At 63.0% G+C, this 26,815-nt stretch carries 29 protein-coding genes and 1 pseudogene; 20 read left to right on the top strand and 10 right to left on the bottom strand.

All coding sequences use genetic code 11. The features are described from left to right. Nucleotides 1-10 precede the first annotated feature (10 nt). Together NKJ72_RS15190 and NKJ72_RS15195 are read left to right on the top strand one after the other, a co-directional pair. Nucleotides 11-865: an extensin-like domain-containing protein gene (locus tag NKJ72_RS15190; RefSeq protein ID WP_352805712.1), complete on the top strand. Its 855-nt coding sequence runs from the start codon at nucleotides 11-13 to the stop codon at nucleotides 863-865. A 66-nt stretch (nucleotides 866-931) separates the two neighbouring features. Further along, nucleotides 932-1,639: an LssY C-terminal domain-containing protein gene (locus tag NKJ72_RS15195; protein WP_352477874.1), complete on the top strand. Its 708-nt coding sequence runs from the start codon at nucleotides 932-934 to the stop codon at nucleotides 1,637-1,639. Nucleotides 1,640-1,682: 43 nt separating this feature from the next. Here NKJ72_RS15195 and NKJ72_RS15200 read toward each other — a convergent pair whose 3' ends face one another. Beyond that, nucleotides 1,683-2,702 (bottom strand): zinc-dependent alcohol dehydrogenase family protein, encoded by a 1,020-nt coding sequence (locus tag NKJ72_RS15200; RefSeq protein ID WP_352477876.1) that lies wholly within the window; start codon nucleotides 2,700-2,702, stop codon nucleotides 1,683-1,685. Nucleotides 2,703-2,828: 126 nt separating this feature from the next. Between NKJ72_RS15200 and NKJ72_RS15205 the strand changes: the two genes are divergently transcribed. From NKJ72_RS15205 to NKJ72_RS15215, 3 genes are all read left to right on the top strand, one after another. Further along, nucleotides 2,829-3,755, top strand: coding sequence for a LysR family transcriptional regulator (locus tag NKJ72_RS15205; RefSeq protein WP_352477878.1), 927 nt, complete (start codon nucleotides 2,829-2,831; stop codon nucleotides 3,753-3,755). Nucleotides 3,756-3,830: 75 nt separating this feature from the next. Then, on the top strand, nucleotides 3,831-5,141 hold the full coding sequence (locus NKJ72_RS15210) for a hemolysin family protein (protein ID WP_352477880.1): 1,311 nt from the start codon (nucleotides 3,831-3,833) through the stop codon (nucleotides 5,139-5,141). A 77-nt stretch (nucleotides 5,142-5,218) separates the two neighbouring features. Next, entirely contained in the window at nucleotides 5,219-5,956 is a 738-nt protein-coding gene (locus NKJ72_RS15215; RefSeq protein ID WP_352477882.1) for a class I SAM-dependent DNA methyltransferase, read from the top strand. Between the two features lie 152 nt (nucleotides 5,957-6,108). Here NKJ72_RS15215 and arr read toward each other — a convergent pair whose 3' ends face one another. Next, nucleotides 6,109-6,516 carry an NAD(+)--rifampin ADP-ribosyltransferase gene (gene arr, locus NKJ72_RS15220; protein WP_352477884.1) on the bottom strand — a complete coding sequence of 136 codons (408 nt, stop codon included), beginning with the start codon at nucleotides 6,514-6,516 and terminating at the stop codon, nucleotides 6,109-6,111. Between the two features lie 217 nt (nucleotides 6,517-6,733). Between arr and NKJ72_RS15225 the strand changes: the two genes are divergently transcribed. After that, on the top strand, nucleotides 6,734-7,027 hold the full coding sequence (locus NKJ72_RS15225; protein WP_352477886.1) for a hypothetical protein: 294 nt from the start codon (nucleotides 6,734-6,736) through the stop codon (nucleotides 7,025-7,027). Between the two features lie 50 nt (nucleotides 7,028-7,077). Here NKJ72_RS15225 and NKJ72_RS15230 read toward each other — a convergent pair whose 3' ends face one another. Continuing rightward, complete coding sequence (locus tag NKJ72_RS15230; protein WP_254819239.1) at nucleotides 7,078-7,368, bottom strand: hypothetical protein; 291 nt, start codon at nucleotides 7,366-7,368, stop codon at nucleotides 7,078-7,080. A 310-nt stretch (nucleotides 7,369-7,678) separates the two neighbouring features. Here NKJ72_RS15230 and NKJ72_RS15235 point away from each other — a divergent pair. From NKJ72_RS15235 to NKJ72_RS15245, 3 genes and pseudogenes are all read left to right on the top strand, one after another. Beyond that, nucleotides 7,679-9,668, top strand: a pseudogene (locus NKJ72_RS15235) (ABC transporter ATP-binding protein/permease). A gap of 251 nt (nucleotides 9,669-9,919) precedes the next feature. Beyond that, complete coding sequence (locus NKJ72_RS15240; RefSeq protein ID WP_352478097.1) at nucleotides 9,920-10,393, top strand: VOC family protein; 474 nt, start codon at nucleotides 9,920-9,922, stop codon at nucleotides 10,391-10,393. An 81-nt stretch (nucleotides 10,394-10,474) separates the two neighbouring features. Then, nucleotides 10,475-11,269, top strand: a complete 795-nt coding sequence (locus NKJ72_RS15245) for a class I SAM-dependent methyltransferase (RefSeq protein ID WP_352477888.1) — start codon at nucleotides 10,475-10,477, stop codon at nucleotides 11,267-11,269. 33 nt (nucleotides 11,270-11,302) lie between these two features. Here the strand turns inward: NKJ72_RS15245 and gcvA are convergent, their stop codons facing one another. After that, nucleotides 11,303-12,196 (bottom strand): transcriptional regulator GcvA, encoded by an 894-nt coding sequence (gene gcvA, locus NKJ72_RS15250; protein WP_352477890.1) that lies wholly within the window; start codon nucleotides 12,194-12,196, stop codon nucleotides 11,303-11,305. 204 nt (nucleotides 12,197-12,400) lie between these two features. Here gcvA and NKJ72_RS15255 point away from each other — a divergent pair, with 204 nt between their 5' ends. The 5 genes from NKJ72_RS15255 to NKJ72_RS15275 all read left to right on the top strand — a co-directional run bounded on the left by NKJ72_RS15255 (nucleotide 12,401) and on the right by NKJ72_RS15275 (nucleotide 15,536). Then, on the top strand, nucleotides 12,401-12,586 hold the full coding sequence (locus tag NKJ72_RS15255; protein WP_254819235.1) for a DUF1127 domain-containing protein: 186 nt from the start codon (nucleotides 12,401-12,403) through the stop codon (nucleotides 12,584-12,586). Between the two features lie 73 nt (nucleotides 12,587-12,659). Beyond that, a complete protein-coding gene (locus NKJ72_RS15260) occupies nucleotides 12,660-13,145 on the top strand; it encodes a VOC family protein (protein WP_254819234.1) in 486 nt (161 codons plus the stop codon). Between the two features lie 36 nt (nucleotides 13,146-13,181). After that, nucleotides 13,182-13,907 (top strand): SDR family oxidoreductase, encoded by a 726-nt coding sequence (locus NKJ72_RS15265; RefSeq protein ID WP_352477892.1) that lies wholly within the window; start codon nucleotides 13,182-13,184, stop codon nucleotides 13,905-13,907. Nucleotides 13,908-14,141: 234 nt separating this feature from the next. Next, the gene (locus NKJ72_RS15270; RefSeq protein ID WP_352477894.1) at nucleotides 14,142-14,576 is read left to right on the top strand and encodes an FKBP-type peptidyl-prolyl cis-trans isomerase; all 435 of its coding nucleotides are present in this window, start codon (nucleotides 14,142-14,144) and stop codon (nucleotides 14,574-14,576) included. A gap of 282 nt (nucleotides 14,577-14,858) precedes the next feature. Next, nucleotides 14,859-15,536 carry an HAD family acid phosphatase gene (locus tag NKJ72_RS15275; RefSeq protein WP_352477896.1) on the top strand — a complete coding sequence of 226 codons (678 nt, stop codon included), beginning with the start codon at nucleotides 14,859-14,861 and terminating at the stop codon, nucleotides 15,534-15,536. A 49-nt stretch (nucleotides 15,537-15,585) separates the two neighbouring features. On the opposite strand, the gene NKJ72_RS15280 is transcribed toward NKJ72_RS15275, so the two are convergent. Then, nucleotides 15,586-16,566 carry a quinone oxidoreductase family protein gene (locus tag NKJ72_RS15280; RefSeq protein WP_352477898.1) on the bottom strand — a complete coding sequence of 327 codons (981 nt, stop codon included), beginning with the start codon at nucleotides 16,564-16,566 and terminating at the stop codon, nucleotides 15,586-15,588. 98 nt (nucleotides 16,567-16,664) lie between these two features. On the opposite strand from NKJ72_RS15280, the gene NKJ72_RS15285 reads away from it, so the two are divergent. Continuing rightward, nucleotides 16,665-17,057 (top strand): winged helix-turn-helix transcriptional regulator, encoded by a 393-nt coding sequence (locus tag NKJ72_RS15285; protein ID WP_352477900.1) that lies wholly within the window; start codon nucleotides 16,665-16,667, stop codon nucleotides 17,055-17,057. A 72-nt stretch (nucleotides 17,058-17,129) separates the two neighbouring features. On the opposite strand, the gene NKJ72_RS15290 is transcribed toward NKJ72_RS15285, so the two are convergent. Beyond that, on the bottom strand, nucleotides 17,130-17,735 hold the full coding sequence (locus tag NKJ72_RS15290; RefSeq protein ID WP_352477902.1) for an NADPH-dependent FMN reductase: 606 nt from the start codon (nucleotides 17,733-17,735) through the stop codon (nucleotides 17,130-17,132). Between the two features lie 90 nt (nucleotides 17,736-17,825). Here NKJ72_RS15290 and NKJ72_RS15295 point away from each other — a divergent pair, with 90 nt between their 5' ends. Beyond that, nucleotides 17,826-18,194: a winged helix-turn-helix transcriptional regulator gene (locus NKJ72_RS15295; protein ID WP_254819229.1), complete on the top strand. Its 369-nt coding sequence runs from the start codon at nucleotides 17,826-17,828 to the stop codon at nucleotides 18,192-18,194. Nucleotides 18,195-18,243: 49 nt separating this feature from the next. Here NKJ72_RS15295 and NKJ72_RS15300 read toward each other — a convergent pair whose 3' ends face one another. The 3 genes from NKJ72_RS15300 to NKJ72_RS15310 form a co-directional block, all read right to left on the bottom strand. Further along, nucleotides 18,244-18,564: a hypothetical protein gene (locus NKJ72_RS15300; RefSeq protein ID WP_023719143.1), complete on the bottom strand. Its 321-nt coding sequence runs from the start codon at nucleotides 18,562-18,564 to the stop codon at nucleotides 18,244-18,246. Between the two features lie 141 nt (nucleotides 18,565-18,705). Beyond that, nucleotides 18,706-19,101 (bottom strand): acyl-CoA thioesterase, encoded by a 396-nt coding sequence (locus NKJ72_RS15305; protein WP_023678380.1) that lies wholly within the window; start codon nucleotides 19,099-19,101, stop codon nucleotides 18,706-18,708. 231 nt (nucleotides 19,102-19,332) lie between these two features. Further along, a complete protein-coding gene (locus NKJ72_RS15310) occupies nucleotides 19,333-20,307 on the bottom strand; it encodes an MBL fold metallo-hydrolase (RefSeq protein WP_352477905.1) in 975 nt (324 codons plus the stop codon). 357 nt (nucleotides 20,308-20,664) lie between these two features. Here NKJ72_RS15310 and NKJ72_RS15315 point away from each other — a divergent pair, with 357 nt between their 5' ends. From NKJ72_RS15315 to NKJ72_RS15330, 4 genes are all read left to right on the top strand, one after another. Beyond that, entirely contained in the window at nucleotides 20,665-21,237 is a 573-nt protein-coding gene (locus NKJ72_RS15315; protein ID WP_352477907.1) for a GNAT family N-acetyltransferase, read from the top strand. Between the two features lie 15 nt (nucleotides 21,238-21,252). Continuing rightward, nucleotides 21,253-21,600, top strand: a complete 348-nt coding sequence (locus NKJ72_RS15320; RefSeq protein ID WP_352477909.1) for a VOC family protein — start codon at nucleotides 21,253-21,255, stop codon at nucleotides 21,598-21,600. Between the two features lie 151 nt (nucleotides 21,601-21,751). Then, nucleotides 21,752-23,368 (top strand): GMC family oxidoreductase, encoded by a 1,617-nt coding sequence (locus tag NKJ72_RS15325; protein ID WP_352477911.1) that lies wholly within the window; start codon nucleotides 21,752-21,754, stop codon nucleotides 23,366-23,368. Further along, a complete protein-coding gene (locus NKJ72_RS15330; protein ID WP_352477913.1) occupies nucleotides 23,365-24,576 on the top strand; it encodes a mandelate racemase/muconate lactonizing enzyme family protein in 1,212 nt (403 codons plus the stop codon). Before NKJ72_RS15325 ends, NKJ72_RS15330 begins: the two co-directional genes overlap by 4 nt. A gap of 614 nt (nucleotides 24,577-25,190) precedes the next feature. Here the strand turns inward: NKJ72_RS15330 and NKJ72_RS15335 are convergent. Then, on the bottom strand, nucleotides 25,191-26,129 hold the full coding sequence (locus NKJ72_RS15335) for a diacylglycerol/lipid kinase family protein (RefSeq protein ID WP_254819224.1): 939 nt from the start codon (nucleotides 26,127-26,129) through the stop codon (nucleotides 25,191-25,193). Between the last annotated feature and the right edge of the window lie 686 nt (nucleotides 26,130-26,815).

The following is a 26,815-nucleotide window of genomic DNA, read 5'->3' on the forward strand; positions in this document are numbered from 1 at the left end:
GACCCTTCCGATGGCCGGGCTAATTCGCGCTGCGCTTGTCGCTGCGCGGCACACAGGACGCGCGCGCATGGCCGGCAGGCTTGCCGTCGTGCTTGCCATTGCGGCGGTCTCCGCCTGCAACACCGGCAGCGTGCTGTCGCTGCAGCCGGCCGTCGACGTCGGCAGCCAGACCGCTGCCGTTCCGCCCTATTCCGACCCACAATATTCCGGCCAGCAAGATTCCGGCCCAGAATATTCCGGCATGCAGCGCCTCGTCCCATCCAACCCCTATATGACGGCCGCCTATCCGCGCATGGAAAATCCGATGTCGCCGGCCGAACAGATGCCGGCCGCAGAGATCGATTGCCGCAAGGAGCTGAAACGCCTCGGCGTCGTCTACACCGACGTCGCGCCGATCCATGAAGGCCAATGCGGCATCGATTATCCGGTCAGGGTCTCGGCCATCGGCAGCGTCGCGATGAAGCCGGCCGCGACGCTGACCTGCGACATGGCCGCCAGCTTTGCCGGCTGGACCAGGAATGAACTCGTCCCATCGGCCCGCTGGCGCTATTTTTCAGGCGTCAAGACCATCCACCAGGGCTCGAGCTATTCCTGCCGCAGGATCGCCGGCGAAGGTGTTTTGTCGGAACACGGCAAGGGCAATGCGCTCGATGTGATGAGCATCGAGCTTAACAATGGCGACGACATCGACGTCCGCAAGCCCGGCCTGTTCGCCTTCCGCACGCGCGGCTTCCTCAACAATGTGCGGGCCGACGGCTGCCAGTATTTCACCACCGTGCTCGGCCCCGGCTACAACTACGACCACCGCAACCATTTCCATTTCGACATCAAGAACCGCAAGAACGGCTATCGCGCCTGCCGCTGATTGCAGCCCCTGCCCAAGACCTGCTGCGCCGATTAAGATGGTGCGCAGACGCTTGGGTGGTGCCTCTTGAGCCAACGAAGCCTTCGACGACGTGCAACGACCTGGTTGGTGGCATGCTGTGCCGCTTATCTTTCGCTCGCCTATTTCGCCGCGCCTGAGTTCTGGACGTTGCGGGACCGCAATTTTCGCAATCAGCAATTCGAGATGGTCACGCACACGCCGCAAGGCATTCCGGGCGATCCGATCAATGTCGGCCTTGTCGGCACCAAGAAGGAGCTTGTCCATGCTTTTGCCGTCGCCGGCTGGGATACGGCAGACGCGGTCTCGCTGAAGACGGCGATCGAGATCGGCGAAAGCGTGCTGTTTGACCGCCCCTATTCCGACGCGCCGGTCAGCCGGCTGCTGTTCGAAGGCCGCGCCCAGGACCTAGCCTTCGAAAAGCCGGTCGGCGACAGCGCCGACCGGCGCCACCACGTCCGCTTCTGGCAGACCGCTGCGACCGGAGACGACGGCCGGCCGCTTTGGCTTGGCTCGGCAAGCTTTGACCGCGGCGTCGGCCTCAGCCATGACACGGGCGCGATCACTCATCACATCGGCCCCGACATCGACGCCGAGCGCGACGGGCTGATGCGCGACCTCTCCTCCGCCGGCATGCTGATCTCGACCAGCGAGATACCAGGGGTCGGCGCAACAAAGACCGGGCGCAACGGCGAAGGCGATCCCTATTTCACCGACGGCAAGGCCATCATCGGCGTACTGCTGCAACTGCCGTAGGCGCGCAATCGGCCCGTCTGACAGCCATTTCGTCCCGACGGGCTCAGGGGACGGTGATCACGATCTTGCCGAACGGTCCCGTCTCCAGACGCTCGAATGCCTGCGGCACCTCGTCGAAGCCAAACACCCTGTCGATCACCGGCTTGATCGCAAGCGTCTCGATCGCCTGGTTCATTCGTTCGAAGGCGCGGCGGTGGCCGATCGATATGCCCTGCACGACGATCCGGTTGCGCAGGAACGGAATGATCGGGAAACTGAGCTCCATGCTGCCGAGAAGGCCGATGAGCGACAGCCTGCCGTCGGCGCCCAGCGCATTGAGCGAGCGCCGCGCATTGTCGCCGCCGACCATTTCCAGCACGTGCCTGACGCCGGCGCCGTCTGTCAACTCGCGGGCGACCTCGTCCCATGCCGGATGGCTGCGATAATTGATCACCTTCCAGGCGCCCAGCGCTTTTGCCCGCTCGAGCTTCTCGTCGCTGCTCGAGGTGACGATGGCGCGCAGGCCGAAAGCGGCGGCGAACTGCAGCGCAAACAGCGACACGCCGCCGGTGCCCTGGATGAGAACGGTCTCACCCGGGATAGGCTTGGCCGCCTCGACCAGCGCGAACCACGCCGTCAGCGCCGCGATCGGCAGCGTCGACGCCTCGACATCGCTGAGCGACGGCGGCGCCGCCACGGCGGCATCCTCGTGAAAGAGAACATGCTCGGACAGCATGCCGGGCAGTGACGAACCAAGCGTATGCTTGTGCAGCACCGGCGGGGCGTTGCCGTCCGGCCAGTCGGCGATCACCTGGCCGAGCACGCGCTGCCCGATGCCGAAGCGGCTGACTTCGCTGCCGGTGGCGACAATTTCGCCAACCGCGTCCGATGTCGGCACGAACGGCAAGCTGAGGTCCGGTATCAGCACGCCATCGACGATCATCCTGTCCTTGTAATTCAGCGATACCGCTGTGACGCGTACCAGAAGATCATGCGGCCCGGGTCGGGGCAGCTTTCCCTCGGCCGGCTTCAAACTGGACAGGCCGAAACCGGTCATCTGCCAGGATCTGTTTTGGGTGCTCATTTGGTTCGCGCTCCGTGGTTGATGGTGCGCGAGACATTTATGCCGTTTCAATATGGAGAAAAGTGCTTCCACGTGGCACGTTCTGCAACAGACTAAGGAGCAAAACTCTACAATAGGAGCGCTTCATTGGAATCGGCCAATTTGCAAGGCATCGTCGCATTCGTTCACGCGGTGGAGGCCGGCAGCTTCACCGGCGCCGGCGCGCGGCTGCATGTCACGAAATCGGCGGTCGGCAAGTCGATCGCGCAGCTGGAACAGCGATTGGGCGTTCGCCTGCTCAACCGCACCACCCGCAGCCTGAGCCCGACCAGCGAGGGCCTGAGCTACTACGAAGCCTGCGTCAGGGCACTGGCCGAGATCGAAGCCGCGCAGTCACTGCTGGCTTCGCGCAAGCAGGTGCCTTCCGGCCGGCTGCGTGTCGACCTGCCTTTGGCCTTCGGCCGGCGGTGCGTCGCCCCGGTTCTGTTCGACATTTCCAAAAAATTCCCGGATCTGACGATGGAAATCTCGTTCAACGACCGGCGCGTCGACCTGATCGAGGAAGGCATCGACCTGGCGGTGCGCATGGGCGACCTCGACGACAGCTTGTCGCTCGCCGCGCGCCGCATCTATGCCCAGCGTTCGGCCATCGTCGCCGCCCCCGCCTATCTCGACGCCCATGGCAGGCCGCACTCGATCGAGGACCTGGCCAGGCACAGCCTCATCGGCTACGGCCGCGACGGCACGGTCCATCCCTGGACCGTCAGGCATGCCGACGGCCGTCTCGAGAAATTCGCGCCCAAGGCGCGGCTGGTGCTCGGCCACGGCGAACCGATGCTCGATGCGGTACTGGCCGGCTGCGGCATCGTCTATCTGCCGACATGGCTGACGGCCGGCAGCATCAGGCGCGGCGAGCTCGAAATGGTTCTGTCGGACTGTCTTGTCGAAAACACCGTGGTGCATGCCATCTGGCCGGTAACTCGCAATCTCGCGCCAAAGGTGCGCGTCGTCGTCGACGCCCTGATCGAGCATTTTTCCGCGCCGCCCTGGGATGCGGCATGGGGTGCCGCCTGATTGCCCGGCTCGCTAAATTTAAAAAGCGCGACCGTCCTATTTTCGAAAGCCGCGCGGCAATGCTATGGACCCGGCATGCTTTATGCTGAAATTGCCATCGTGGTCGTCCTCATCTGCGTGAACGGCCTTCTGTCGATGTCCGAACTCGCCATCGTCTCGTCGCGGCCGGCGCGCCTCAAGACGATGATCGACCGCAACGTCAAGGGCGCCGGCCGGGCTCTGGCGCTCGGCGCCAATCCGGGAAAATTCCTGTCCTCGGTGCAGATCGGCATCACTTTGGTCGGCGTCTTGTCCGGCGCCTTTTCCGGCGCCACGCTCGGCGAGCGGCTGGCCACCTCCCTGGCGTCGGCCGGCATCCGCGAAAACCTCGCCGATCCGCTCGGCGTCGGCATCGTCGTCGCCCTCATCACCTATGGCTCGCTGATCATCGGCGAACTGGTGCCCAAGCAGATCGCATTGCGCGACCCCGAACGGGTCGCCGTCAGGGTCGCCCCGGCAATGACCATCCTCGCCAGCGTCTCGGCGCCGCTGGTCTTCCTGCTCGATTTTTCCGGCCGGGCCCTCCTGTGGCTGCTTGGCCAGCGCGGCCAGAGCGAGGACAAGGTCACCGACGAGGAGATCAAGATGCTGGTCGCCGAGGCCGAACACCATGGCACCATCGAATCCGACGAACGGCGCATGATCGCCGGCGTCATGCGGCTCGGCGACCGTGCCGTGCGCGCGGTGATGACGCCGCGCACCGAGGTCGACTGGATCAATCTGCAAGCCGACGAGGCGGCCATCAGGAAGCTGTTGATGGAGACCCAGCATTCGCGCCTGCCGGCCGGCGACGGCGGCGTCGACGCCATGATCGGCGTCGTCCAGACCCGCGACGTGCTGGCCACAATGCTCGGCGGCCGCGCCCTCGACCCGCGCCGGCACGTGCGGGTCGCGCCAATCGTGCATGACCAGGCCGACGCGCTGGACGTGCTTGCGACGCTGAAGGAATCCGACGTGCCGATGGCGCTGGTGCATGACGAATACGGCCATTTCGAAGGCATCGTCACCCCGGCCGACATACTGGAAGCGATTACCGGCGTCTTCCGTTCGGATCTCGATGCCGGCGAAGAGGAAAACGCCGTCAAGCGCGAGGACGGCTCATGGCTGCTTGCCGGCTACATGCAGGCCGACGAGATGGCGGAGGTCCTCGGCATCGACCTGCCCGAGAACCGCGACTACGAAACCGTCGCCGGCTATGTGCTGTCGCATTTGCATCATCTGCCGGCGACCGGCGAATGCGTCGACGCGCAAGGCTGGCGCTTCGAGGTCGTCGACCTCGACGGCCGCCGCATCGACAAGCTTATCGCCACCCGCCTGCCCGGCGGTCACCGCGAGGTCGTGCGGTAACGAGCGACGCGACTTATGGGCTATATGCTCTCGGCGACACCGCTCGCACATTCAAAGTTGATTGGGGATATCGCCTTATGGTCGACCAGTTTTTCGCCGACCCGTATCTCGCTGCCGTCTATGATGCCTGGCACCCGAGATCTGCGCGCGACGACTATGATTTCTACCTGCCCCGCATTCTAACAGCAAACGCGGTGCTTGATGTCGGATGTGGAACGGGCACCCTCCTTCACGAGGCACGCCTGGCCGGACATTCAGGGCGGCTCTGCGGCATCGACCCAGCACCCGGCGTGTTGAATCGGGCACGAACGCGCACGGATATCGAATGGGTCCTCGGCGATCTCCAATCGGCCGGCTGGACAGCCGAGTTTGATCTCATTGTGATGACGGGGCACGCATTCCAGGCCCTTGTCAGCGACGAAGATCTGGGGGATTTCATGGCGGCTGCGCGACACGCCCTTGTGCCAGGCGGATGCTTCGCGTTCGAAACGCGGAACCCTTCGGTGCGGGCGTGGGAGCACTGGACACCCGAAAATGCTGTCGTCGTTGAGCTGCCTGACGGGTCTCTGGTGCAGATCACAACAGAGGTGATCATGCCGTTCGATGGCCAGACCGTGACATTCACCCACAGGTTCGGCGGAAAGCATCCGAGCCTTCCGAAAGTTAGTCGCAGCACCTTGCGATTCCTCGACATGGACGCCCTATCGAGCCTGCTGGGGAACGCGGGGCTACGGATCGAACGGCAATTCGGCGGCTTTGACGGCAGCCCAGTTGGCCCTTCGAGCTCCGAGATCATCACGTTCGCGACGAGATGAAAGGAAGCATCCGCTCTCCAGCCCCTGCAAGCAACGACAACTCACGGACCCATTGCGGACGTGGAGCCGTATTTCGCGGCGGCTGCGACGCAGAAATGAGACTGCCGCCGACCGTCAGCCAGGTCAAGCTTGGCAATCGCAGGACTTCGCGATCAATCGATCGCCTCGATGCCTTGCGCCCTCAGCCGTTCGATATGGTCCTTCATCTCTTTCAGCCGCTCGGGCGAGTGGCCCTGCCACTCGGTGACCTCGCTCGTGATCCTGAGCGGCTGGCGGGAGCGATAGGACTGCGTCGGATTGCCGGGAAATTTCTTGTCCGTAAGGTTGGGGTCGTCGGTGATCGGGCCGGTTGGTTCCACGATGTAGATCCTTTCGCGTCCGTCACCGGCGGCCAGTTCTGCACCCCAGATAGCCGCATCCAGAGTGCCGGTCAGATAGACCCAGGCTGCCTGCTTTCGCGCGCCGTAATTGGAGCTGTAGCCGGCTTCGATCAGGTCTCCCGGTTTAAGGTCGGCCCGGGTGCCGTGGTAGAATTGGCGTGGGTTGTCGGAGGCTGTCATCGGCTCGCTACTTATCCTCGCTGTCTCAGGCATCATGGTTTCGTGGCGCGCACTATTTCATGCAGGTCATCGAATCAAGCGTCTGGCAGTGCGGTTATCGGACCTCCGCTCTCGGCAGTCCTGATATCTATGTCAGTCATCCCGCCCGATGCACGCTATCGGTCGGCCGCCGGCGTGGTTATTATAGACGCCCTGTACCGTCGCTATGGTGAACAAAATGGATCTGCAAGCCTTCAGGGATTCGATTGCCGAACCACAGCCGCCAGCCGGCTTGAGTCCTGCCCTGCAGGCGCTGTGGTGGGATGCAAAGGGCGATTGGGCTAAGGCGCACGAATGCGCGCAGCAGCGCGACGATACGGCCGGCATGCACGTACATGCCTATCTCCACCGCAAGGAAGGCGACCAGTCGAATGCGGAATATTGGTATCGCCGCAGCAATGCCGCGCCGTCGACCTCAACGCTTGACGAGGAATGGGAGGAGTTGGCGCGTACATTTTTGCAGCAAAGCTGACATGCTCGGTCACGGCAAAACAGCCGGTCCTGCAAGCACTCGCCGGGGTGTCAGCTGGCGCCCTGTGGCTTGTCCCTGCCGTTCCATTCCGCGTTGCGCGCCCGCGCCTCTTCGGCGATCAGCTTGAACTCCCGCATCTTCGCAGCCTCGATGGCGAATGCGCGGCTTGGCAGGACGCCGGGGTCCTCCTGACTGTTCTGAAACTGAAAACGGTCCTCCAGTTCGGCCCATATTCGCTCGGGCGCCGTATCCTTGCTGGCAAGCAGCGCGACGACCAGCGCCAAAGTCTCGCGCTGGGCGTTCAGCCGCCCTTCGATCTCCTCAATCGGCAATTCGGACATGCGGGTCGCTTCCAGTTTCTCGCTCAACGGCAAAATCGCACCCTTGTTCCGACGCCGATGCACTGCTGACTTATCAAGCTCGGACGGGCCCGACACCATTCACTTTCGGCTGGTGCCGAAACACAACAGAACACATCTCCATCTTGTGGGTTCGGTTAGCTGTCCCGCACCAGATCACAGGCCGTCATTTTCGAGAACGACCATAGGGTGTTACGAGCACTGGAACACTGGAGAAGCCCTGGTGCTGTCGGCAGCCGGCGTATCGAGCGGACGCTGTGAAACCTTCTGATTTTTAAGCCGTTATCGCCGGATGCCCCAAGCTAAATTCAAGCTGAAATCGGTTGACGGCGCCCAATCGCGCGATGCCGCGAAGTCGCGCCAGACGACTGTCGAGGTCGCGTCCGAGGTCGTCGGCAAGCCCGCGCCGCCGCCGGATGTCACCGAACCCGATCCTAAGCTGGACACCTGAAGAGGCCGAGCGGGTGCGCAAGAGATATCTGCTTAAGCGCTTCTGGATCAGCGCCCGCGGTTACTGGAGCGGCAGTGGCGACAGGGTCGCCTGGCCGTTGACGATCGGGCTGTTGGTCCTGATCGTCGCCAATGTCGGCTTCCAGTATGGGATCAATGTCTGGAATCGCGCAATTTTCGACGCCATTGAGCAACGCAATGCCCACACCGTATATTGGCTGAGCGCCGTATTCCTGCCACTCGTGCTCGGAAGCGCCAGCCTTGTGGTGGCACAAGTCTTCTTTCGCATGAAGATACAGCGCCGCTGGCGTTCCTGGCTCACCACCGCGGTCATCGCGCGTTGGCTGGCAAGCGGCCGCTACTATCAGCTGAACCTCGTCGGCGGCGACCACAGCAACCCCGAAGCCCGCATCGCCGAGGATTTGCGGATTGCCACCGAATCGCCGGTCGATTTCATTGCCGGTGTCATCGTCGCATTTCTGTCGGCCTCGACCTTCATCGTGGTGCTGTGGACGATCGGCGGCGCCCTGACCCTGACGATTGCAGGTTCGACCGTCACCATTCCCGGCTTCCTGGTCATCACCGCAGTGCTCTATGCCGCGATCACGTCCACCTCGATGGCGGTCATCGGCCGCCATTTCGTCCACCTCTCCGGGGAAAAAAATCAGGCGGAAGCCGAGTTCCGCTACTCGCTGACGCGCGTGCGGGAAAACGGCGAGAGTATCGCATTGCTCGGCGGCGAGGAGGAGGAGCGCAGCGGCATGGACAAGACATTCGCCCATGTGCTCAGGCAATGGGCGCTCCTTGCAGGCCAGCACATGCGCACGGCGCTGGTGTCCCAAGGGTCGAGCCTGTTTGCGCCAGTCGTGCCGGTCTTGCTTTGCGCTCCGAAGTTCCTCGAAGGCAGCATGACACTTGGGCAGGTCATGCAGGCTGCCTCGGCCTTTGCCATCGTGCAGGGCGCGTTCGGATGGCTGGTCGACAACTATCCCCGTCTCGCCGATTGGAATGCCTCTGCACGGCGCATCGCCTCGCTGATGATGTCGCTCGACGGGCTCGAGCGGGCGGAACAGAGCAACACGCTGGGACGCATAAAGCGCGGCGAGACCGGCAGCGATGCGATGCTCAGCCTGAACAATCTCTCCGTGTCGCTCGACGACGGCACCGCCGTGGTCAAGGAAACCGAGGTCGTGATCGAACCAGGCGAGCGGGTGCTCGTCGCCGGCGAATCCGGCTCGGGCAAGAGTACACTGGTGCGGGCCATCGCGGGTCTGTGGCCATGGGGTAGCGGCAGCGTCAACATCCGCGCCGACAGACGGTTGTTCATGTTGCCGCAACGGCCTTACATCCCGACCGGGACCCTTCGCCGCGCTGTCGCCTATCCAGGCGCCGCCGACAGCTGGACGCTGGATAAGATCAAGGCTGCGCTCGACAAGGTGGGACTCGACTACCTCAACGACAGGATTGAGGAGGACGCCCCATGGGACCAGACCTTGTCGGGTGGCGAAAAGCAGCGCCTCGCCTTCGCGCGTCTTCTGCTGCACCGCCCCGATATCATCGTGCTGGACGAGGCAACGTCGGCACTCGATGAGAAGAGCCAGGACAACATGATGCAGATGATCATTCGCGAATTGCCGAAGGTCACCATCATAAGCGTAGCGCATCGCGCCGAGCTGGAAGCTTTCCATAGCCGCAAGATCACATTGGAGCGGCACAAGGGCGGCGCAAAACTCGTCAGCGATATCGAACTCGTCCCGCGCAAGGACAGACGGAACTTGCTCATGCGCCTTCTGAGGCAACGGCGCACCAACGGAAAGCCAGCGCGACCTTGAGCAAAGCGGCGCTGCCCTACCCAAAAGTGAGGCCGCCGGTCGGACCAGGCGGATCTCCGGTTCGAGTCACTGCCCGCATCTGGTCCTGAAAGCACCAGCCGTGGTACCTTGGTTCCGGGCAGTTGCTGTCGGAACGTCGATGGCACGAGCGCATTTCCATGTCCGGTGCAACGCCGAGGCCAGCTGTGAAAAACCCGGGTTGATTTCAAAAGCCCAGATTGATTTCGAAAGCAAAGGGACCAGCAATGACAATCGCCAAGAACACGATCTGCCTTTGGTACGACAAGGACGCCGAGGCTGCGGCCCGTTTCTATTCCGACACTTTTCCTGACAGCTCGGTGAAATCCGTCCACCGCGCTCCCAGCGACTACCCGTCCGGCAAGGCGGGCGACGTGCTGACGGTCGAGTTCACGGTCGCGGGCATCCCCTGTCTCGGCCTCAATGGCGGGCCCGCGTTCAAACACAACGAAGCCTTCTCCTTCCAGATCGCCACCGACGATCAGCAGGAGACCGACCGCTATTGGAACGCCATAGTCGGCAATGGCGGCCAGGAAAGTGCGTGCGGCTGGTGCAGGGACAAATGGGGCATCTCCTGGCAAATCACGCCGCGCGTGCTGACCGAAGCGATGGCCGCCGGCGGCGATGAAGCAAAGCGCGCATTCGAGGCGATGATGGAGATGAAGAAAATCGACGTTGCAGCGATCGAGGCGGCGCGGCGCGGCTGACAGTTCGGGGTCAGCCCGACGCGAAAAGATCAGGGCAGAGCGGCCGGAAATGCTGCCGGCCCACCTCCAGACAGGCGTGCGATGGTGTTGAACTGCGCTGAGTTTTACGACGCCGAACTGCGGCGGCACAACGAGGTATTCAGGGCTGCGGTCAAGGCGGGAACGCGCGATCGCGTGCTCGATATCGGCTGCGGTTCGGGACAATCCTCTCGTGATGCCGCCAGTGTCGCGGTGGAAGGCAGCGTGCTCGGCGTGGACGTATCGGCGCAGATGCTCGAGATCGCCCGGAGCCGTAGCGCCGAAGAAGGATTGCGAAACGTCGCCTTTGAGCGCGGCGATGCGCAATTGCTGGTATTTCCGCCTGCCGGCTTCGATCTGTGCATCAGTCGATTTGGCGTGATGTTCTTTGCCGATCCGGCGGCGGCGTTCGCCAATATCGGCCGGGCGATGCGACCAGGGGCACGTCTTGTGTGGATGGTATGGCAGGGCCAGGACCGCAACGAGTGGGCGACTGCCATTCAGCGGGCGATTGCGCCGGGGACCGCCATATCGCCGGGCGCCGCCACCCCGTTTTCGCTTGGCGACCCCGCCATCACCGCGGAGATCTTGCGTGCATCCGGCTTTGTTTCGGTCGACTTTGCCGAAGTGCGTGAGCCGGTCTTCTACGGCCAGGACGTCGATGCGGCCTATGACGCTTTGCTTGGCCTGCAACTGGTCAAGGATCCGCTCGCCCGCGCGGATGTGGATGTCGACGCGGCGCTACGGCGGTTGCGCGATCTGCTCGACGCGCACTTGACCGCGGACGGTGTGCTTTTCGACTCGCGCGCCTGGATCATCACCGCAGTTCGGGCGAGCCGACAGTCACCGGGCGATTGACCCGTCGACGATCCTGTTCTCTCGGCCTTCCCGTCAGTCCGTTTGCGGCGTGACTTCTGAAAGCAGCCAATCCCTGAAAGCCTTGACCTTGCGCTGACGGATCGCCTCCGGCGGGTAGACGAGATAGAAGCTGGAAGGGGATTTCAGGGCGTGGCCGAAGGGGCGGACAAGCCGCCCAGCGGCGAGGTCGGCCGCAACCAGCATGGTCCGACCCAGCACCACCCCCTCGCCCTGTGCGGCCGACTCCATGGCAAAGGTGGCAGAGTCGAAGGTAATCCCGCTCTGCGGGTCCACGCCCTCGGCCCCGGCGCTCGCCAGCCAGGTCGCCCAGTCGATCGGAAAGCTGTCACAGATCAGCGTGTGGTGTCTGAGGTCCTGAGGCGTGCGGAGCGGATGCGCACCCTCAAGAAGCTTTGGGCTGCACACTGGAAACACCTCCTCACCAGTGAGGAACTCCGACGTGAGCCCCGGATAGTTTCCGCTGCCATAACGGACGGCGACATCGATGCCGTCGCCGAGGAAGTTGGTCAGCTTCCCGCTCGTCGAAACCCGCACATCGATGTCGCCATGCGCACGGTGAAAGCGGTAGAGGCGTGGCACCAGCCATCTCCCCGCGAAGCCATCGGAGGTGCTTACGTTCAGTGTCGAGCTCGAATAGCGGGCCGTTGCCGCAGCAGTGGCGGCGGCCAACTGGTCGAGCACCTCGCGCACCGCCCGCGCATAGGGCTCGCCGACGGCGGTCAGGCTCACCGAACGCGTACCGCGCTCGAACAACTGCACACCGAGCTGATCCTCAAGGTTCTTGATCGCCCGGCTGATCGCGCCGTGGGTGACATGAAGTTCCTCTGCCGCCTTGGAGAAACTCAACAGGCGCGCCGCCGCTTCGAAGCTCGGCAAGGTGGTGAGGGGAGGCAGCTTCCGGGGCATGGATCGATACCTATGTGTGAGCGATGCTCACACATTGTCGCCGATAAGTCGTTTGTCGTCCAGGCCAGAAGACGGCATATTTGCTCGCGTATTCAGTCATTCACCGCCGCTTAAAAAGGCGACTTGATGTGACTGATACTCTCGCTGACGAAAGTCGCGGGGCAACTGCTGAAACCAAAACTGCCGCCACTCTGGGAGAGCACCATGAATGCCAAACGAGTTGAACCCATCGTCGACGTCCTGACAGGCATGGCCGGCCGCATCCTCGCATCGAGCAGCCGGCGCCGGACCGAGCGCCAGATTGCACGCTTCTCGACCCGCCGGCTCGAAGACCTCGGGTTTGCCCGCGACTGGGACGGCTCGGTCTATCGGCCGTCGGATCACCGCTAAGCCTGAATGAAAGCAACAGCGGACAGGCCCTTCGCCAAAGATCGCTGCCGCAAGGAATTAACGGAGAACGGACATGGCCACCATCCACCCATTCCTCTGGTTCAATACCGACGCCAAGGAGGCCCGCGATTTCTATCTCTCGGTCTTCAAGAACAGCAAAGCGCTCCAGACGCTCGAATACACCGACTGGGTGTCCGGAACCAACAAGACGGTCCCGCATGCCACCTTCGATTTCGAGCTCGAGGGTCTGCACCTTACAGCGCTCAATGCCGGGCCGCAGCCGCCTTTCAACGAGCGGCTCTCACTCTACATCGAGACCAGGGACCAGGCCGAGACCGACTACTACTATGAGGCGCTCACCGCCGGCGGCGGCAGGGAACAACCCTGCGGCTGGCTCACCGACAAGTTCGGCGTCTACTGGCAGGTCATCCCGGAAATCCTGCCGCGGCTCAGTGCCGACCCGGATCGCGAAAAGGCCAACCGCGTCCGGCAGGCGATGTATGGGATGCGCAAGATCATCATCGCCGACCTCGAAGCCGCCTACGACGGCAAAGCTTGACCCTCACCGAAATCGCAAAACGAATGGAGACCTCCCATGACATCGCTCGTGGACAGGAAAGTCATCGTCATCGGCGGCAGCTCCGGCATCGGTCTCGGCGTCGCGGAAGCTGCTCTCAATTGCGGAGCGAAGGTCGTGATCGTCAGCCGGTCGCCCGCGAAACTGCAGGCGGCCGAACGGACGCTCAATGCGGGGCACGTGACCAGCTTGGTTGCCGATATGACCGACGAAGCGGACGTCGCTCGCCTGTTCGAGGAGATCGGTCCCTTCGACCACCTGGTATCGACCGCCGGAACACTGCCGCCCGGCGATCCGATCGGCAGTACCGACATGGAAGCTGTGCGAGGCTTCGTCGATAACAAGCTGATTGGGGCCGTCATGCTCTCCAAGCACGCTGTGCGCACGCTGAAGGCCGGTGGCTCCATGACCTTCACCTCGGGTATCAACAAGGATCGGCCACCGGTGCCGGGAGGCTCGGTCGTCTCTGCGATTGCCGGCTCATTCAGCTACTTCGCCCGCGCCCTGGCGCTCGAACTGGCCCCGACGCGCGTCAATGTCGTGTCTCCCGGATGGGTCGACACACCGATGTGGGACATTGTTGGAGAAGCCAAATCCAGCTTCTTTGCCGACATGGCTGCCCGGTTGCCGTCGAGAAAAATTCCGACCGCTGCGGACGTCGCCGCCGCCTATGTCTACCTCATGGAAAGCGAGTTCACGACCGGCGAGACAATCCGCATCGATGGCGGCCATAACCTGATCTAGCCGCCATTTGCACGCTGCCTGAATGGCTAGAGCCGGTATGACTGCTAGACCGGCGCACTCCTGCCGAAGGCGACGAACGCCGGCGGATCATGCCGGCGTAGCCCAATCGGGGTTTACATCGGCAGCCAGGTCCCTAGTTTTAGCGTTTCGCGCCGCGCACCCGAGTGTGTGGATGATCGAGGACGGGACCGTGAGCTCTGGCCGGCCCCTCGAAACTTTCAAAGGATGGCTATCATGACACAGGCCAAGAATGGCGACACCGTGCGCATCAATTACAACGGCCGCCTGGCTGACGGCACTCAGTTCGATTCTTCCGGCAACGAACCGCTGCAATTCACGTTGGGTGAAGGACAAGTGATCGCCGGTCTCGAAACCCATGTCGAGGGTATGGAGGTGGGCGCGAAAAGCACCGTCACCATTCCCGCCGACGCCGCCTATGGCCCCCACCGCCCCGAAGCGGTCATGACCGTCGACCGCGCCCGCGTACCAGACAACATCAACGTCGATCTCGGCACTCGATTGCAGGTCAGAACCTCAGAGGGGCGCCCGATGCCGGTAACAGTCGTCGGCGTGGACGACACCAGCGTCAAGCTCGACGGCAATCATCCTTTGGCGGGACGGGATCTGGTGTTCGACGTTGAACTGGTCGAGATCGTTCAGGCGGCGTAGGGCACGGCAAAGCGCGTAACGGCCATGATTTTCGGGTGACGCATTTCGACCGGCGGTTCCGGCGGTGCGTCGCCTGTCGGAGGCAAAGACCGCGGCGGCGGAAAATCGTGTAGCGTGCAGCCACCCATAGAGACATTCGGCATCTGGAATGTCCAATTCAGCGTCGCAGTCTCGAGGACCTGTGGACGACCTCGCTTGACAGCCGACTTCTCGTGACCGCAAAGTCTCGTGATGCGGGCGATTGGTTGGAATAGAATTGCGCGTGTCGGGGCAATCGTGCTGATGATCGGCACAAATGTTCCTGGGCCGGCGCGTTCCGACTCGCTCCTTCTCACAAGCCCGTCCCAGCCAGCCAATGTCGGCGATGCGATGCTGGCGGCTGCCAATTATCATGATTCCGGCGACTATGATCGCGACCTTGCCGCTGTGGCGAAGCAGGCAGGCGACTGGGTCGTCAAGCGCGCAATGGAGGTGCCTCGCCCCGCACTGGTGCTCGACATCGACGAGACGGCTTTGGCCAACTGGGAAGTGATCACACGTGACAATTTCGGCCGCCCGATCGGCGGCGCCTGCGACATCGCAATCGACGGTCCCTGTGGCTGGGCCGCCTGGGATCAGCTTGCGAAGGATCCGGCTATCGACCCTGTGCTGGAGGTTTTCCGGCAGGCGCGAACGGCGAAAGTCGCGGTGTTCTTCATCACCGGACGTCCGGAGGACCAGCGTCAGGCAACCGAACAGAACCTGCAGTCGGCCGGCTATGCCGGTTATGAGCACCTTTACATGGTCCAGCCCGGGGCCAAATACGGTTCCGCCGCAGATTTCAAGGCACCCATAAGGGCCGAAATCGAAAAGGCCGGCTACACGATAATTGCCAATGTCGGTGACCAGCCATCCGACCTGTTCGGTGGGTATGCCGAGAAGCTGTTCCTGCTGCCAAATCCATTCTACCGGGTTCGCTGACGGCCTGTACGGCACAAGCCCGGATCCTCGGCTCCTTGCCGACCACCTGCTAAGGTATCAAGACAACCTTGCCGGTCGCGCCGCGCTCCTCCAGCAGGCGATGTGCGTGGCTGGCCTGGTCGAGCGGGAAGCGGCCACCTTTGGTCACCACAAGCTGACCACCAGCGGCCAGATCGAAAAGTTCCAAAAGGCCGTCACGGAGCCCGTCCGTAGACAGCAACGGTAGCAGGGCAAAACCCCTCAGCGACTGGTTGCGGCCGATCATCGCCTCCATCTGCGGGGCGCCGAGCGCGTACCTGCCAAGTGCGGCAAACACCAGCTCTCCGCAAGGCGCAAGGGCCTCGAGCGCGGCCGCCGTCAGCGGGCCGCCGACGATGTCGTAGATGATGTCGACGCCAGCGCCACCTGTCGCTGCCCGGGCGTGCTCGGGCCAATCCGCGTTGCTGTAGTCGACGGCGGCATCGGCTCCCAGCGACAAAGCAAGATCGAGCTTGGCCTTGCTGCCGGCTGCCGCGATGACACGGCTCGCGCCGGCGCGCTTGGCAAGCTGGACGAGCAACGAACCGACGCCACCCGCGGCAGCGGCGACCAGCACCGATTTGCCGGCCGGCCGGCTTTGCCGCGATAGATGCAGCGCCGTCAGCCCTTGCACCATCAATGCCGTCGCGTCTTCGAACGAGAGCGCATCCGGCAGCGGCACGGCCAAGCTTGCGTCGATCGTCACATACTCGGCATAGCCGCCAAACGGCTGGCTTGAGGCGAACAACGGCGCAGCGACGCGCATGCCGAGCAAGGAAGCCTCCACCCCATGCCCAAGGGCCTCCACGATCCCGGCGGCCTCGACACCAGGGATCATCGGCAGCTGCGGCGTCACCGCATAGCGATCCGCGCGCATCAGCACTTCGAAGAAATTCACCCCGGCGGCCTGAACGCTGACCAGGACCTCGCCGGCTTGCGGCTCGGGCTTCGGCACCGCGACTATCTCGAGAACGTCGGGCCCGCCGAAACGGTTCAGTTGAATGGCTCTCATCGCAGGCACCGATCGCTGTTGGCATCGGCCGCTGTTTGCCACTATCTGCCTGGCTTCGACTACACACCGATTTGTCCGCTGCTGACCGGGAGGTGACCATGACCAAGCTGATCAAGAGGCTGCCGATGCTGCCGGCGGAGCGCGCGCTGAAAGTGATTTCGGGCCGCTGGAAGGCCGTCATCCTGTACCATCTCTTCGACAGGCCCCGGCGGCTGTCGGCGCTGCAGGCGCTGATGCCCGGCATTACCCAGAAAGTGCTGATCCAGCAGCTTCGCGAAATGGAAGAGCACGGCCTCGTCCGCCGCGAGATCTTTGCCGAGATCCCCTCGCGCGTCGAGTATTCGGCGACGCGGCTCGGCCTCAGCCTCGAGCCGATCCTGCTGGCACTTTGCCAGTGGGGCCAGCATCACGCCGACGAGCTGAATGAGATGGACCGCCTTGCCGATTGCATCATCAGGCCACGGCAAGCGCGGGACGCCCATGCGGTGTGAACAGAAAGGGCGGCGCATGCGCCGCCCCAATGCTTGGGAGAATTAATCCTTGGGAGGACTGTTCGAACCTGCTCAGGCCGCCTTGACTTCCTCGGCGACGGCATCGGCCTGACGCGCCGTCTTCAGCACCCTGGCCCACCATGCAATGTCGTTGACCAGCGCGGTTGCCGCCTGGTTCAGGTGCTCGAACTCGTCGAGCTTCTTGTCACCTTGCTTGACCGCAAGGAAATCAGCCCAGGAGATGTGTACCGCAGACTTCACCGGCGCCATCTGCAACTCGACCGCATGCAGCCTCAGCTGCTCGACGGCGCGCGCGCCACCGACGCTGCCATACCCGACGAAGCCGGCCGGCTTCTTGTTCCACTCGTTGGCGGCGTAGTCGATGGCGTTCTTCAGCACGGCCGTCGGGCCATGATTGTATTCGGCGGCGGTGAAGATGAAGCCGTCGAATCCGGCGACCTTCTTTTGCCAGCGCTGCGCCACTTCGTTCTGCGACGGCGCCCAGGCGGAGGATGCGACCTCATCGAAGAACGGCAGCGGGAAATCGCGCAGGTCGACGACTTCGACGTCGATATCGGCATGCGACTTGGCGATCCTGGCAATCCATTGGGCCGGGACGTCGGCAAAGCGCGCGGCGCGGGTCGATCCAATGACGATGGCGATTTTGGGTTTTGACATAGAGGGGCTCTCCTTACAGGAATACTGGTATCGTTTAGATACCTGAGCTATATGAGTAACCGGCCGCTCAATGTGCAAGGAGGCACTTTTTTGTTACCAAGGCACCCGCACCGCACCGAGGACTGCCGCGCCGTCTCGGAAATCCTGCAGCGCGTCGGTGACAAATGGACTGTGCTCGTCGTTGGCAAACTCGGCAACGGGCCGCTGCGTTTCAACGAGCTGCGCAGCGCGGTCGGCGGCATTTCGCAAAAGATGCTGACCACCACCTTGCGCGGGCTCGAGCGCGACGGCTTCGTCACCCGCACCGTGTTCCCGACGATCCCGCCGCGGGTCGACTACGAATTGACCGATCTTGGCTACGAACTGCTGGTGCCGGTCGACGCGCTCGGCGAATGGGCACGCAAGAACACCGAGCGCGTCAAGGCGGCGCGCGAGAAGTTCGACGCCATGCACAGCTGAATCCTTGCGCTGCAAGGGTTTGAACCTGTCGGGATGCTCCGGACGAGCCCTACTGCTGTAACTGCATCTTGCTCTTCGGCAGCTTCTCGATCCGATTCCATTTCGGGTTGGGGCTGACCACCTTGCCGCCAATCGTGCAGGTCGTGGTCGTCTCCTTGCGGCAATTGCTCACCGTCGTGCCGCTGGTGTCGCATTTCGTCGCCGAGCAGATCTCGCACTTGGCCGCCTGCCCGTTGATGGTGCGGTTTTCCGATGTGCAGGTAGCGCCTGGATCGCCTTTCTTGACCTCGGCAAAAGCGCTTGCGGACGACAGGCAGAGCAAGGCTGCAAAGGCACCCGCCAGGGCAGCGTTCAGCATGTGTTGACGCATTGTCTTTCCTCCCAAGATCCCGCCGGTCGCGCTGCAGGCGCATGCGGGAACCCGTCGGTCAAAGACCACGTGGGACCACTGTCCGCATCCCCCGCGCGGGAGAGACGGCTGTTTAGATCCGTCTTCTGGAATCAGGCCGGGTCAGCCTTCGGCCGGAACCGCCTTCGGCTTGCCTTCGCCGTCCAGCGCCACCATGACGAAGTCGGCATGGGTGACCTTCTCCATCAGGTCGGAGAGATAGCGCTGCGCCCAGGCCTCGACCTTGAGCGTCATCGAGGTGCGGCCGACGCGTTCGACATGCGTATAGATGCACAGCGTGTCGCCGATCTTCATCGGTTTGGCGAAGGACATTTCCTTCACCGCCGCCGTCACCACGCGGCCCTTGGCGCGCTCGGCGGCGCGGATGCCGCAGGCGAGATCCATCTGCGCCATCACCCAGCCGCCAAAAATGTCGCCTGCCGCATTGGCGTCCGAAGGCATGGCCAGCGTCCTGAGCGTAAGATCGCCGATCGGCCGCCCGTCCGCGTAATGCACCATCTGGCCAATCCTCTCGAACCGATCGCCCAGACCCCGTACCGTCGCGGCACGGACAGGTCAACGCCATTGAATGGTGTCGCGGCCTGAAGTTCGGGTACGGTCGACAGTGTTGAAAGGATGCTGTGCGCAGCTAGACGAGCCCAACTAGTAGGATTGCATTCTATGGCCGAGGTGAGAAGGCTGGCGCGCCCGATGTCGCGACAGAACCAAGCCCTCGTCGATAGGCGTGCTTCACAAAGCGGGCCAGGGTGTCGGGACATAGGCGTAGGCGTTGCCGTCGCGGATGACATGACCGATGCCTGGAAAGGGCAGGTGCATACCCGCGACGAGCAGGCCATCCGCCGACACCATGTCGAGCACCTTCTTGCGTGTGGCGATTGCGGCCTCCTGGTCCACGTCGAAGGCAATTGCCCATTCCGGATGCGCAAATTGCAGCGCGGAGGCGTGGATGACGTCAGTCAGGAGCAGCAGGTTAGCATCACCAGAGCCAATTCGAAGCGCGAGATGCCCCGGCGTGTGTCCAGGCGCAGGCAACGCGCTGATCCCGGGCGCGATCTCGACTTCGCCTTCGATCTTCCGGACCTTGCCATGGTAAGGCATCAGCGATTTGCGCGCTATTTCGAAGTACGGCTTCATCTGGTCGGGTGCCTTGGATAGGATCCCGTCATCGTGCCAGAAAGCGAATTCCGGCGCGGCAACCACGATCTCCGCCGCCGGGAAGGCGGCCGTGCCGCCAATACCGACAAGGCCGTTGGCATGATCGGGATGAAGGTGGGTGATAATTACCGTATCGATTCCTCCCGGCCTGACGCCGGCGGCGGCGAGCGCCTCTGGTATATGTCCCAGTATGGGCCCCATCGCCGATGCCGTGCCGGTATCGATCAGCACCCGTCTGTCGCCTTTGGTGACAAGGTAAGCATTGACCGAGGTCGGAAGGAGTGTTTTTGGCAGGAATGCCTTTGCCAGCAGCGCTTCGGCGGCAGCGGTATCTGCGGAAGGGAAGAGTTCGAGGCCGAGATTGAGATAGCCGTCGCTCAGTGCTGTGATCTCAAGGTCGCCGAGCATGAACCTGTGGGCGCTCGCAAGCGAAGCCGGAGACGGGGCGGCGATAGCCGCAGCGTTGCTCCCAAAGAGGCTGATCGGGGAAAGTAGCAGGGCGCCGGCACTAAAGGTGCCGATGCCGAACGTTCGACGGTCGATATTCATGGTCTTGTCCTTCGAATTGCAGCTGAGGCTGGGCGCAGGCTACGGGATCGCCGCCAGGGCGGATGCCGACCGCTCGGACCACTCCATGGAAGTGGAAGACCTTCGGGCGGGTCGGCGCTGTTCACGGCGAACTCCTTGCGACATCAATAATGCGCCTCATAAACAGCGGGAATAGCGATGGGATGCAGTTCACTGCTGCAGATTAGGCAGCAATCAATTTCTGCGCCGAGCCGGAGAACGGCGGGGATGCTGAGCGAAATCCCCTTTTCGAACATCCCCGCATGGACTGCAATCTATGATGCGCTAGCGCGCAGTGCAGGCTAGACTGGGCAAGATAGGTAGCGGATGACGGCTGACATGAAGCTTACCTTTCGCCCACTAACGCCCGATCTGTGGTCCGCGCTCGAGGACTTGTTCGGTGACAGCGCCGTCTGCAGTCGTTGTTGGTGTATGTACGGGCGGATCGGTCGATCTTATCGAAAGCGGCCCGGCGAGGAAAACAAGGCAGCGTTCCGGCAATCCGTACAGCATGGTCCGCCTCCGGGTTTGCTTGCTTTCGACGGCGATGTGGCTGGCGGCTGGTGCCAGGTGACGCCGCGAGATGCCCTGCCCTGGCTCGATCGGCTATTTCGGCTCAAGCGCGTGGATGACAGGCCGGTCTGGTCCCTGTCCTGCCTCTACGTGCGAAAACAATACCGCCGGCGGGGCGTAACATCCCAGCTGATCGCACAGGCCCTGGAAGTCGCAAGGCACGCAAATGCTCCGGCGCTCGAAGCCTATCCTTTCGATGCCGATTTATCGCCGAGCGCTTCCGGCAGCGGATATGCCTCCACGTTCGCGCGCTCCGGGTTCAGGGTGATCGCCCGCAGGACGCCCGCCCGCCCGATCATGCGCTATGATTTCAGGCAGATTGCCGATCATCGCCTGTGATGCTCGGACGGGTTGGTGGAGGAACAATTGGCTTTAGCGCTCAATCGAATTGTTCTCTACGCCAAGAACCTGGAAGCGACAGTCGCCTTCTACGAAAAGCATTTCGGTTTCAAAGCGCATCGAGAGGACGGCGACCGTATTGTCGAATTGGTCAGTCCAGCCGGAGGCACACGCCTAATGCTCCACCAGGCTGGCAAAGGACAGCGGTCGGGACAATCGACCGTTAAACTGGTTTTCGATGTCGAGGACGTCCAGGCGTTTTCTGCGCAATGCGCCAGGGACGGCCTGCTATTCGGCGCCCCGCATGAGGCGGGCGGCTATGTTTTCGCCAACGCCCATGACCCATGCGATAACACGATTTAAATTTCCAGCCGCGCCTTCCGCAAAGCAGTCGCGTCATAGCGTGAGCAACGCGCGCCAGTCGCTTTTTTCACAAGCGATGCCGGAAGCTCCGGTGATGGCGACGGTCCGCGGCGTCTAGGCTGGGCGAAATTCAGGGCCATCTTTATCCACCATGCAGACCTATGACTTCATCATTGTCGGTTCCGGCTCGGCCGGCTCGGTCCTGGCCGAAAGGCTGTCGGCTTCCGGCCGCTTCTCGGTGCTGGTGCTCGAGGCCGGCGGCAGCGACCGCCGCTTCTACGTGCAGATGCCGCTCGGCTACGGCAAGACCTTCTTCGACCCGGCGGTCAACTGGAACTACAAGGCCGAGCCGGACCCGGGTCTCGCCGGCAATGTCGACCACTGGCCGCGCGGCAAGCTGCTCGGCGGGTCGAGCTCGATCAACGCCATGGTCTGGATCAGGGGCGCGCGCGAGGATTTCGACGCTTGGGCAGCGGCCGGCAATCCCGGCTGGGGCTTCGACGACCTGCTGCCCGCCTTCAAGGCGCTGGAGGACAACCAGGCCGGCGCCGACCAATGGCGCGGCGTCGGCGGGCCGCTGCATGTCACCGACTGCTCGACCTCCGTCCATCCGCTCACCAAGCGCTATCTCGGCGCCGCCAACCAGGCCGGACTGCCGCTCAACCCGGATTTCAACGGCGCCTCGCAGGAAGGCGTCGGCGTCTACCAGATCACCACCAGGAACGGCCGCCGCATGTCGGCGGCGCGCGCCTTCCTGCGCCCGGCGATGAAGCGCAAAAACGTCCGCGTCGAGATCAACGCGCTGGCGACCAAAATCCTTTTCGAGGGCAAGCGCGCCATCGGTGTCGAGTATCTCCAGAATGGCGCCACGAAAACCGCCCGCGCCGGCCGCGAGATCATCCTGTCGGGGGGTTCGGTCAATTCGCCCCAACTTCTCCAGCTCTCCGGCATCGGCCCGTCGGCGCTACTTGGCGCGCTCGGCATTCCTGTCGTTCACGCCAACGAGAATGTCGGGGCAAACCTGCAGGACCATGTCGGCGTCAACTACACCTTCAAGGGCAGGCAGCCGACGCTCAACCAGATCCTGCGTCCGTGGTGGGGCAAGCTGCTGGTCGGCATGCAGTACCTATTTTTGCGCTCAGGCCCGCTGTCGCTGTCGATGAACAATGCCGGCGGCTTCTTCCGCACCGATCCGGCGGCGACGAGGCCCAACATGCAGCTCTATTTCCAGGCGTTTTCGACCGTCATTCCGAAGAGCGGCGAGCGGCCGATCCTGACGCCCGATCCGTGGCCCGGCTTTTCCATCGGGCTGTCCAACTGCCGTCCATCGAGCCGCGGTGAAATCATGATCCGTTCCGCCAATCCGCGCGATTATCCCAAAATCGTCGCCAACGCGTTTTCAACCGAGGCAGACGTCGTCGAAATGCTGGCGGCGGTGAAATTCGTCAGAAAGATCGCATCGATGCCGGCAATCGCCGAGATCATCGAGGAGGAGGTTTTGCCGGGTCCGTCGATCACCTCCGATGCAGATCTCATTCAGGATTTCAGGAAGCGCTCGGGCACCGTCTATCACCCGGTCTCGACCTGCCGCATGGGGCCGGACGCGGCGCACGCCGTCGTCGATCCGCGCCTCAAGGTACACGGCATCCAGGCGTTGCGCGTCATCGACGCCTCGATCTTTCCGGACAACATAACCGGCAACACCAACGCCGCCGCGATCATGACCGGATGGAAGGGCGCCGAACTGGTTCTGGAGGATCAGAAATGAAAATCACCGACGTCAAGACCTGGGTGGTCGGCAATCCGCCGCCCGGCATCGGCGGCAAGTATTTCATCTTCGTCAAGCTCACCACCGATGGCGGCATCGTCGGCTATGGCGAAGCTTACAACGCCACTTTCTCGGCCCATGTCACCGCAAAAATGGTCGAGGACATGGCAGAGCGCTATCTCGTCGGCCGCGATCCGCACGACGTCGAAAACTTCTTCCGCCGCGCCTATTCGTCAGGCTTCACCCAGCGCCCCGACGTATCGGGCATGGGCTGTTTCTCGGCGCTCGAAATCGCCTGCTGGGACATCATCGGCAAGGAGGCCGGCAAGCCGGTCTACAAGCTGCTTGGCGGCCAGGTACACGAAACGCTGCGTTCCTATACCTACCTCTACCCGCACAGCGGCAGCGTCCACTCCGAGGACGCACGCGGCAAGAACGTCTACAACGACCCCGATCTGGCCGCCGCCTGCGCGCTCGAATATGTCGAGCAGGGTTTTAACGCGGTCAAGCTCGACCCGGCCGGCCCCTACACCGCCTTCGACGGCCACCAGCCGCGCCTCGTCGACATCGACCTCTCCGCCCGGATGGTCAAGGCGATCCGCGAGGCGGTCGGCACCCGCGCCGATATCCTGTTCGGCACGCACGGCCAGTTCACAGCTTCGGGGGCGCTGCGCATGGCCCGCGCCATCGAGCCGTATGACCCGCTGTGGTTCGAGGAGCCGGTGCCGCCCGACATGCCCGAGGTGATGGCGCAGGTCGCCCGTGCGACCTCGATCCCGATTGCCACTGGCGAGCGGCTGACGACCAAGTTCGAATTCGCGCGTGTGATCGAGAACCGCGCGGCGACCATTCTGCAGCCGGACCTTGGCCGCTCCGGCGGCATTCTCGAAACCAAGAAGATCGCCGCCATGGCCGAAGCCTATCACATCCAGATCGCGCCGCACTGTTATTGCGGTCCGATCGTCGGCGCCGCCAACATCCAGCTCGCTGTGACGCTGCCCAACTTCCTCATTCTGGAATCGCTGAAGCAGTGGGGCGGATTTCACGAGAAGCTGCTCAAGAAGAAGATCGAATGGCAGGACGGCAATGTCATCCCGTCCAAGGAGCCCGGCCTCGGCGTCGAACTCGATGAAGCCGCTTGCGAAGCGCATCCCTGGACCGGCAAGGACCTGCATTTGCAGATGATGCAGACCCCGCTGATGCCGTGAGCGCCAGCCTGATCCGCAACGGCTTTTGCCGTCGCCGTCTACGACCGCGGCCCGGCGCCTGGTTCCTCGGCACAGAGGATTTGACGGGTCGCTTGCGTTGACGGACCGCATGCCTTGGCGATTAGCGCAAACGCCCATCGCTTCGTCATCCTGGGGCGGAGCAAGGAGCGAAGCGACGCGGCGCAGACCCCAGGATCCATGCCGCGACTTCAGAGCGCTGCTGCGGTGCAAAATTCTGCTCCGCTGCACTCTTTGATCACGGTTACGGCATGGATCCCAGGGTCTCCGCGACGGAGCTTCGCTCCTGCTTCGCCCTGGGATGACGAAGTTGGGGGGATTCGGCCAATCTCCAAGGTTTGCGATTTACCACCAACAGGAACGACCGACGTTCGCTGCCGATGGGCCGCCACTTGCCAAAATCACTGTTTCAAGGAATTGGTCGACCATGATCGTCAGGCTTCTGGAAGATGCGATCGGAACCGATCTTCGCGGGCGTGGTTTCCCGGCCAAGTTCGAGGCCTGACATCAGGCAATTGTCACGCGATTTCAGCACATTGGCCGGATCGCCGGAATCACCGCCGAAAGAACTTGAATCAATCCCTCAATGCCTTGATTCAATATCTCAGCGTCAAGGCGCCGGGCAGGATCTCGAAGGTCGCCGGTATGCGACCCGGCGATTCGCCGTCTATGTCGATCAGGGCGGCGTTCTTTTGCACATCGCCGAGCGGCTCGACAACCACTTTCTTGCCGCGCAGGATGGTGATCGCCGGATGGTTGCGGTGCCGCCCGCCATAGAGCAGGCGGATGTCCCAGATCAGCTTCAGCTTGCCGGCGGCGCGCAGAATGACGATGTCGAACTCGCCGTCGTTAAGCTCGGCATCGGGCGCGATCATCATGCCGCCGCCGAAGAATTTACCGTTGGCCACCGCCACCAGTGCCATGCGCGCCTCGACCGGGGCACCGTCGTCGATGGTGATCGCGACGTCCTGGAAGCGGTAGCGGAGGAACTCCCAGACCGTGCGCCAGTAGAACAGCGCCTTGGCCGAAACCTTGCCCTTGCGCTTGTCGGCGTTGACGGCCCGGTCGGTGGCGCCGGAGAGCCCGAGGCTGGCGATGTTGATGAAATGGCGGCTGGCCAGCGCGCCGTGGTCGTCGACATAGCTGATGCACCCGGCATCCACCTTGCGCCCTTTGGCCTCGGCAATCCGCTTCAGTGTCAGGTCGACATTGTTCGACAGGCCGAGCCCGCGCGCGAAGTCGATGCCGGCGCCGCACGGCAGCAGCCCAAGCTCGGCCGTCCGGCCGCTTTCTCGGAAAGCTTTCAGCAGCCCGTCGGCAACCTCGCTGGCGGTGCCGTCGCCGCCGGCCGCGATCACCAGCTCGAAGCCGATGGCGGCAAGGTCGAGCGCCAGCCGTTCGGCATCGCCCTCGGCCTGCGTTTCACGCAGCTCGAAATCGCCGAAATGTCTTTTCAGCGACGCCGCAACCTCGGGCCAATGCCGCTTGAGCCTGCCGCCGCCGGCGATCGGATTGAGAACCACCGCGACCTTCAAGCCCGCCTCCCCAAGGCCATCGAACACGCCTTCCAATCATTTGCCGGCATTGAAGCCCGCGCCGGCCCGCGGGGCAAGATCGAATGTCCGACAATGCGGTTTCGGCCTCGAGGCGGCAGATCCCGACCGGCGGCGGCAGAGATCGGAAAGTCCCTGTTTTGGCAGGGTCAGTCCCCGATAATCCCGCTATCCACAGGCACGCGGCAGTTCCGCCAAACACTTATCCGACATACATTAAACCCATCTCAGGCGGCTACCGATCGCCACGCCGAAAGGCACAGCGGAACGGCGGATTTCCTGAGGCCCGTACGGCCCTGAACGAGAACAGGCTTGCCTGTTGGAGGGATGGAAGCCGAGACCTACGGGGCCGCGGAAAGCGTGCGAACGCCGACGGCGGACCGATGCTGCCATGAAGGACGGCAAAAACCTTCGATGGCGCGCCGGGCAAAGCTCGCAAGAGTGGAGACCGGCGTGGTCCGGAACGGACGCTACCCTCGGGCGGCGACTGGCAGGACCGTCAAAATCAAGGCCGGCATGGCGCGACACCTTTCGGGAGTTGCTGCCGCGACCGTGTCCTGATCTGACAGGGAGGCGCTGGGAGAAATCCCGGCGCCGACTGTCTTTGTGGCCCCGCCGGACGATTTTGCCGGCGACGCTTCACCCTGCGCCAAAATCAGCTACTATCC

The sequence above is a fragment of the Mesorhizobium sp. M0045 genome, assembly GCF_040323385.1.
In the GTDB taxonomy this organism is placed as follows: Bacteria; Pseudomonadota; Alphaproteobacteria; order Rhizobiales; family Rhizobiaceae; genus Mesorhizobium.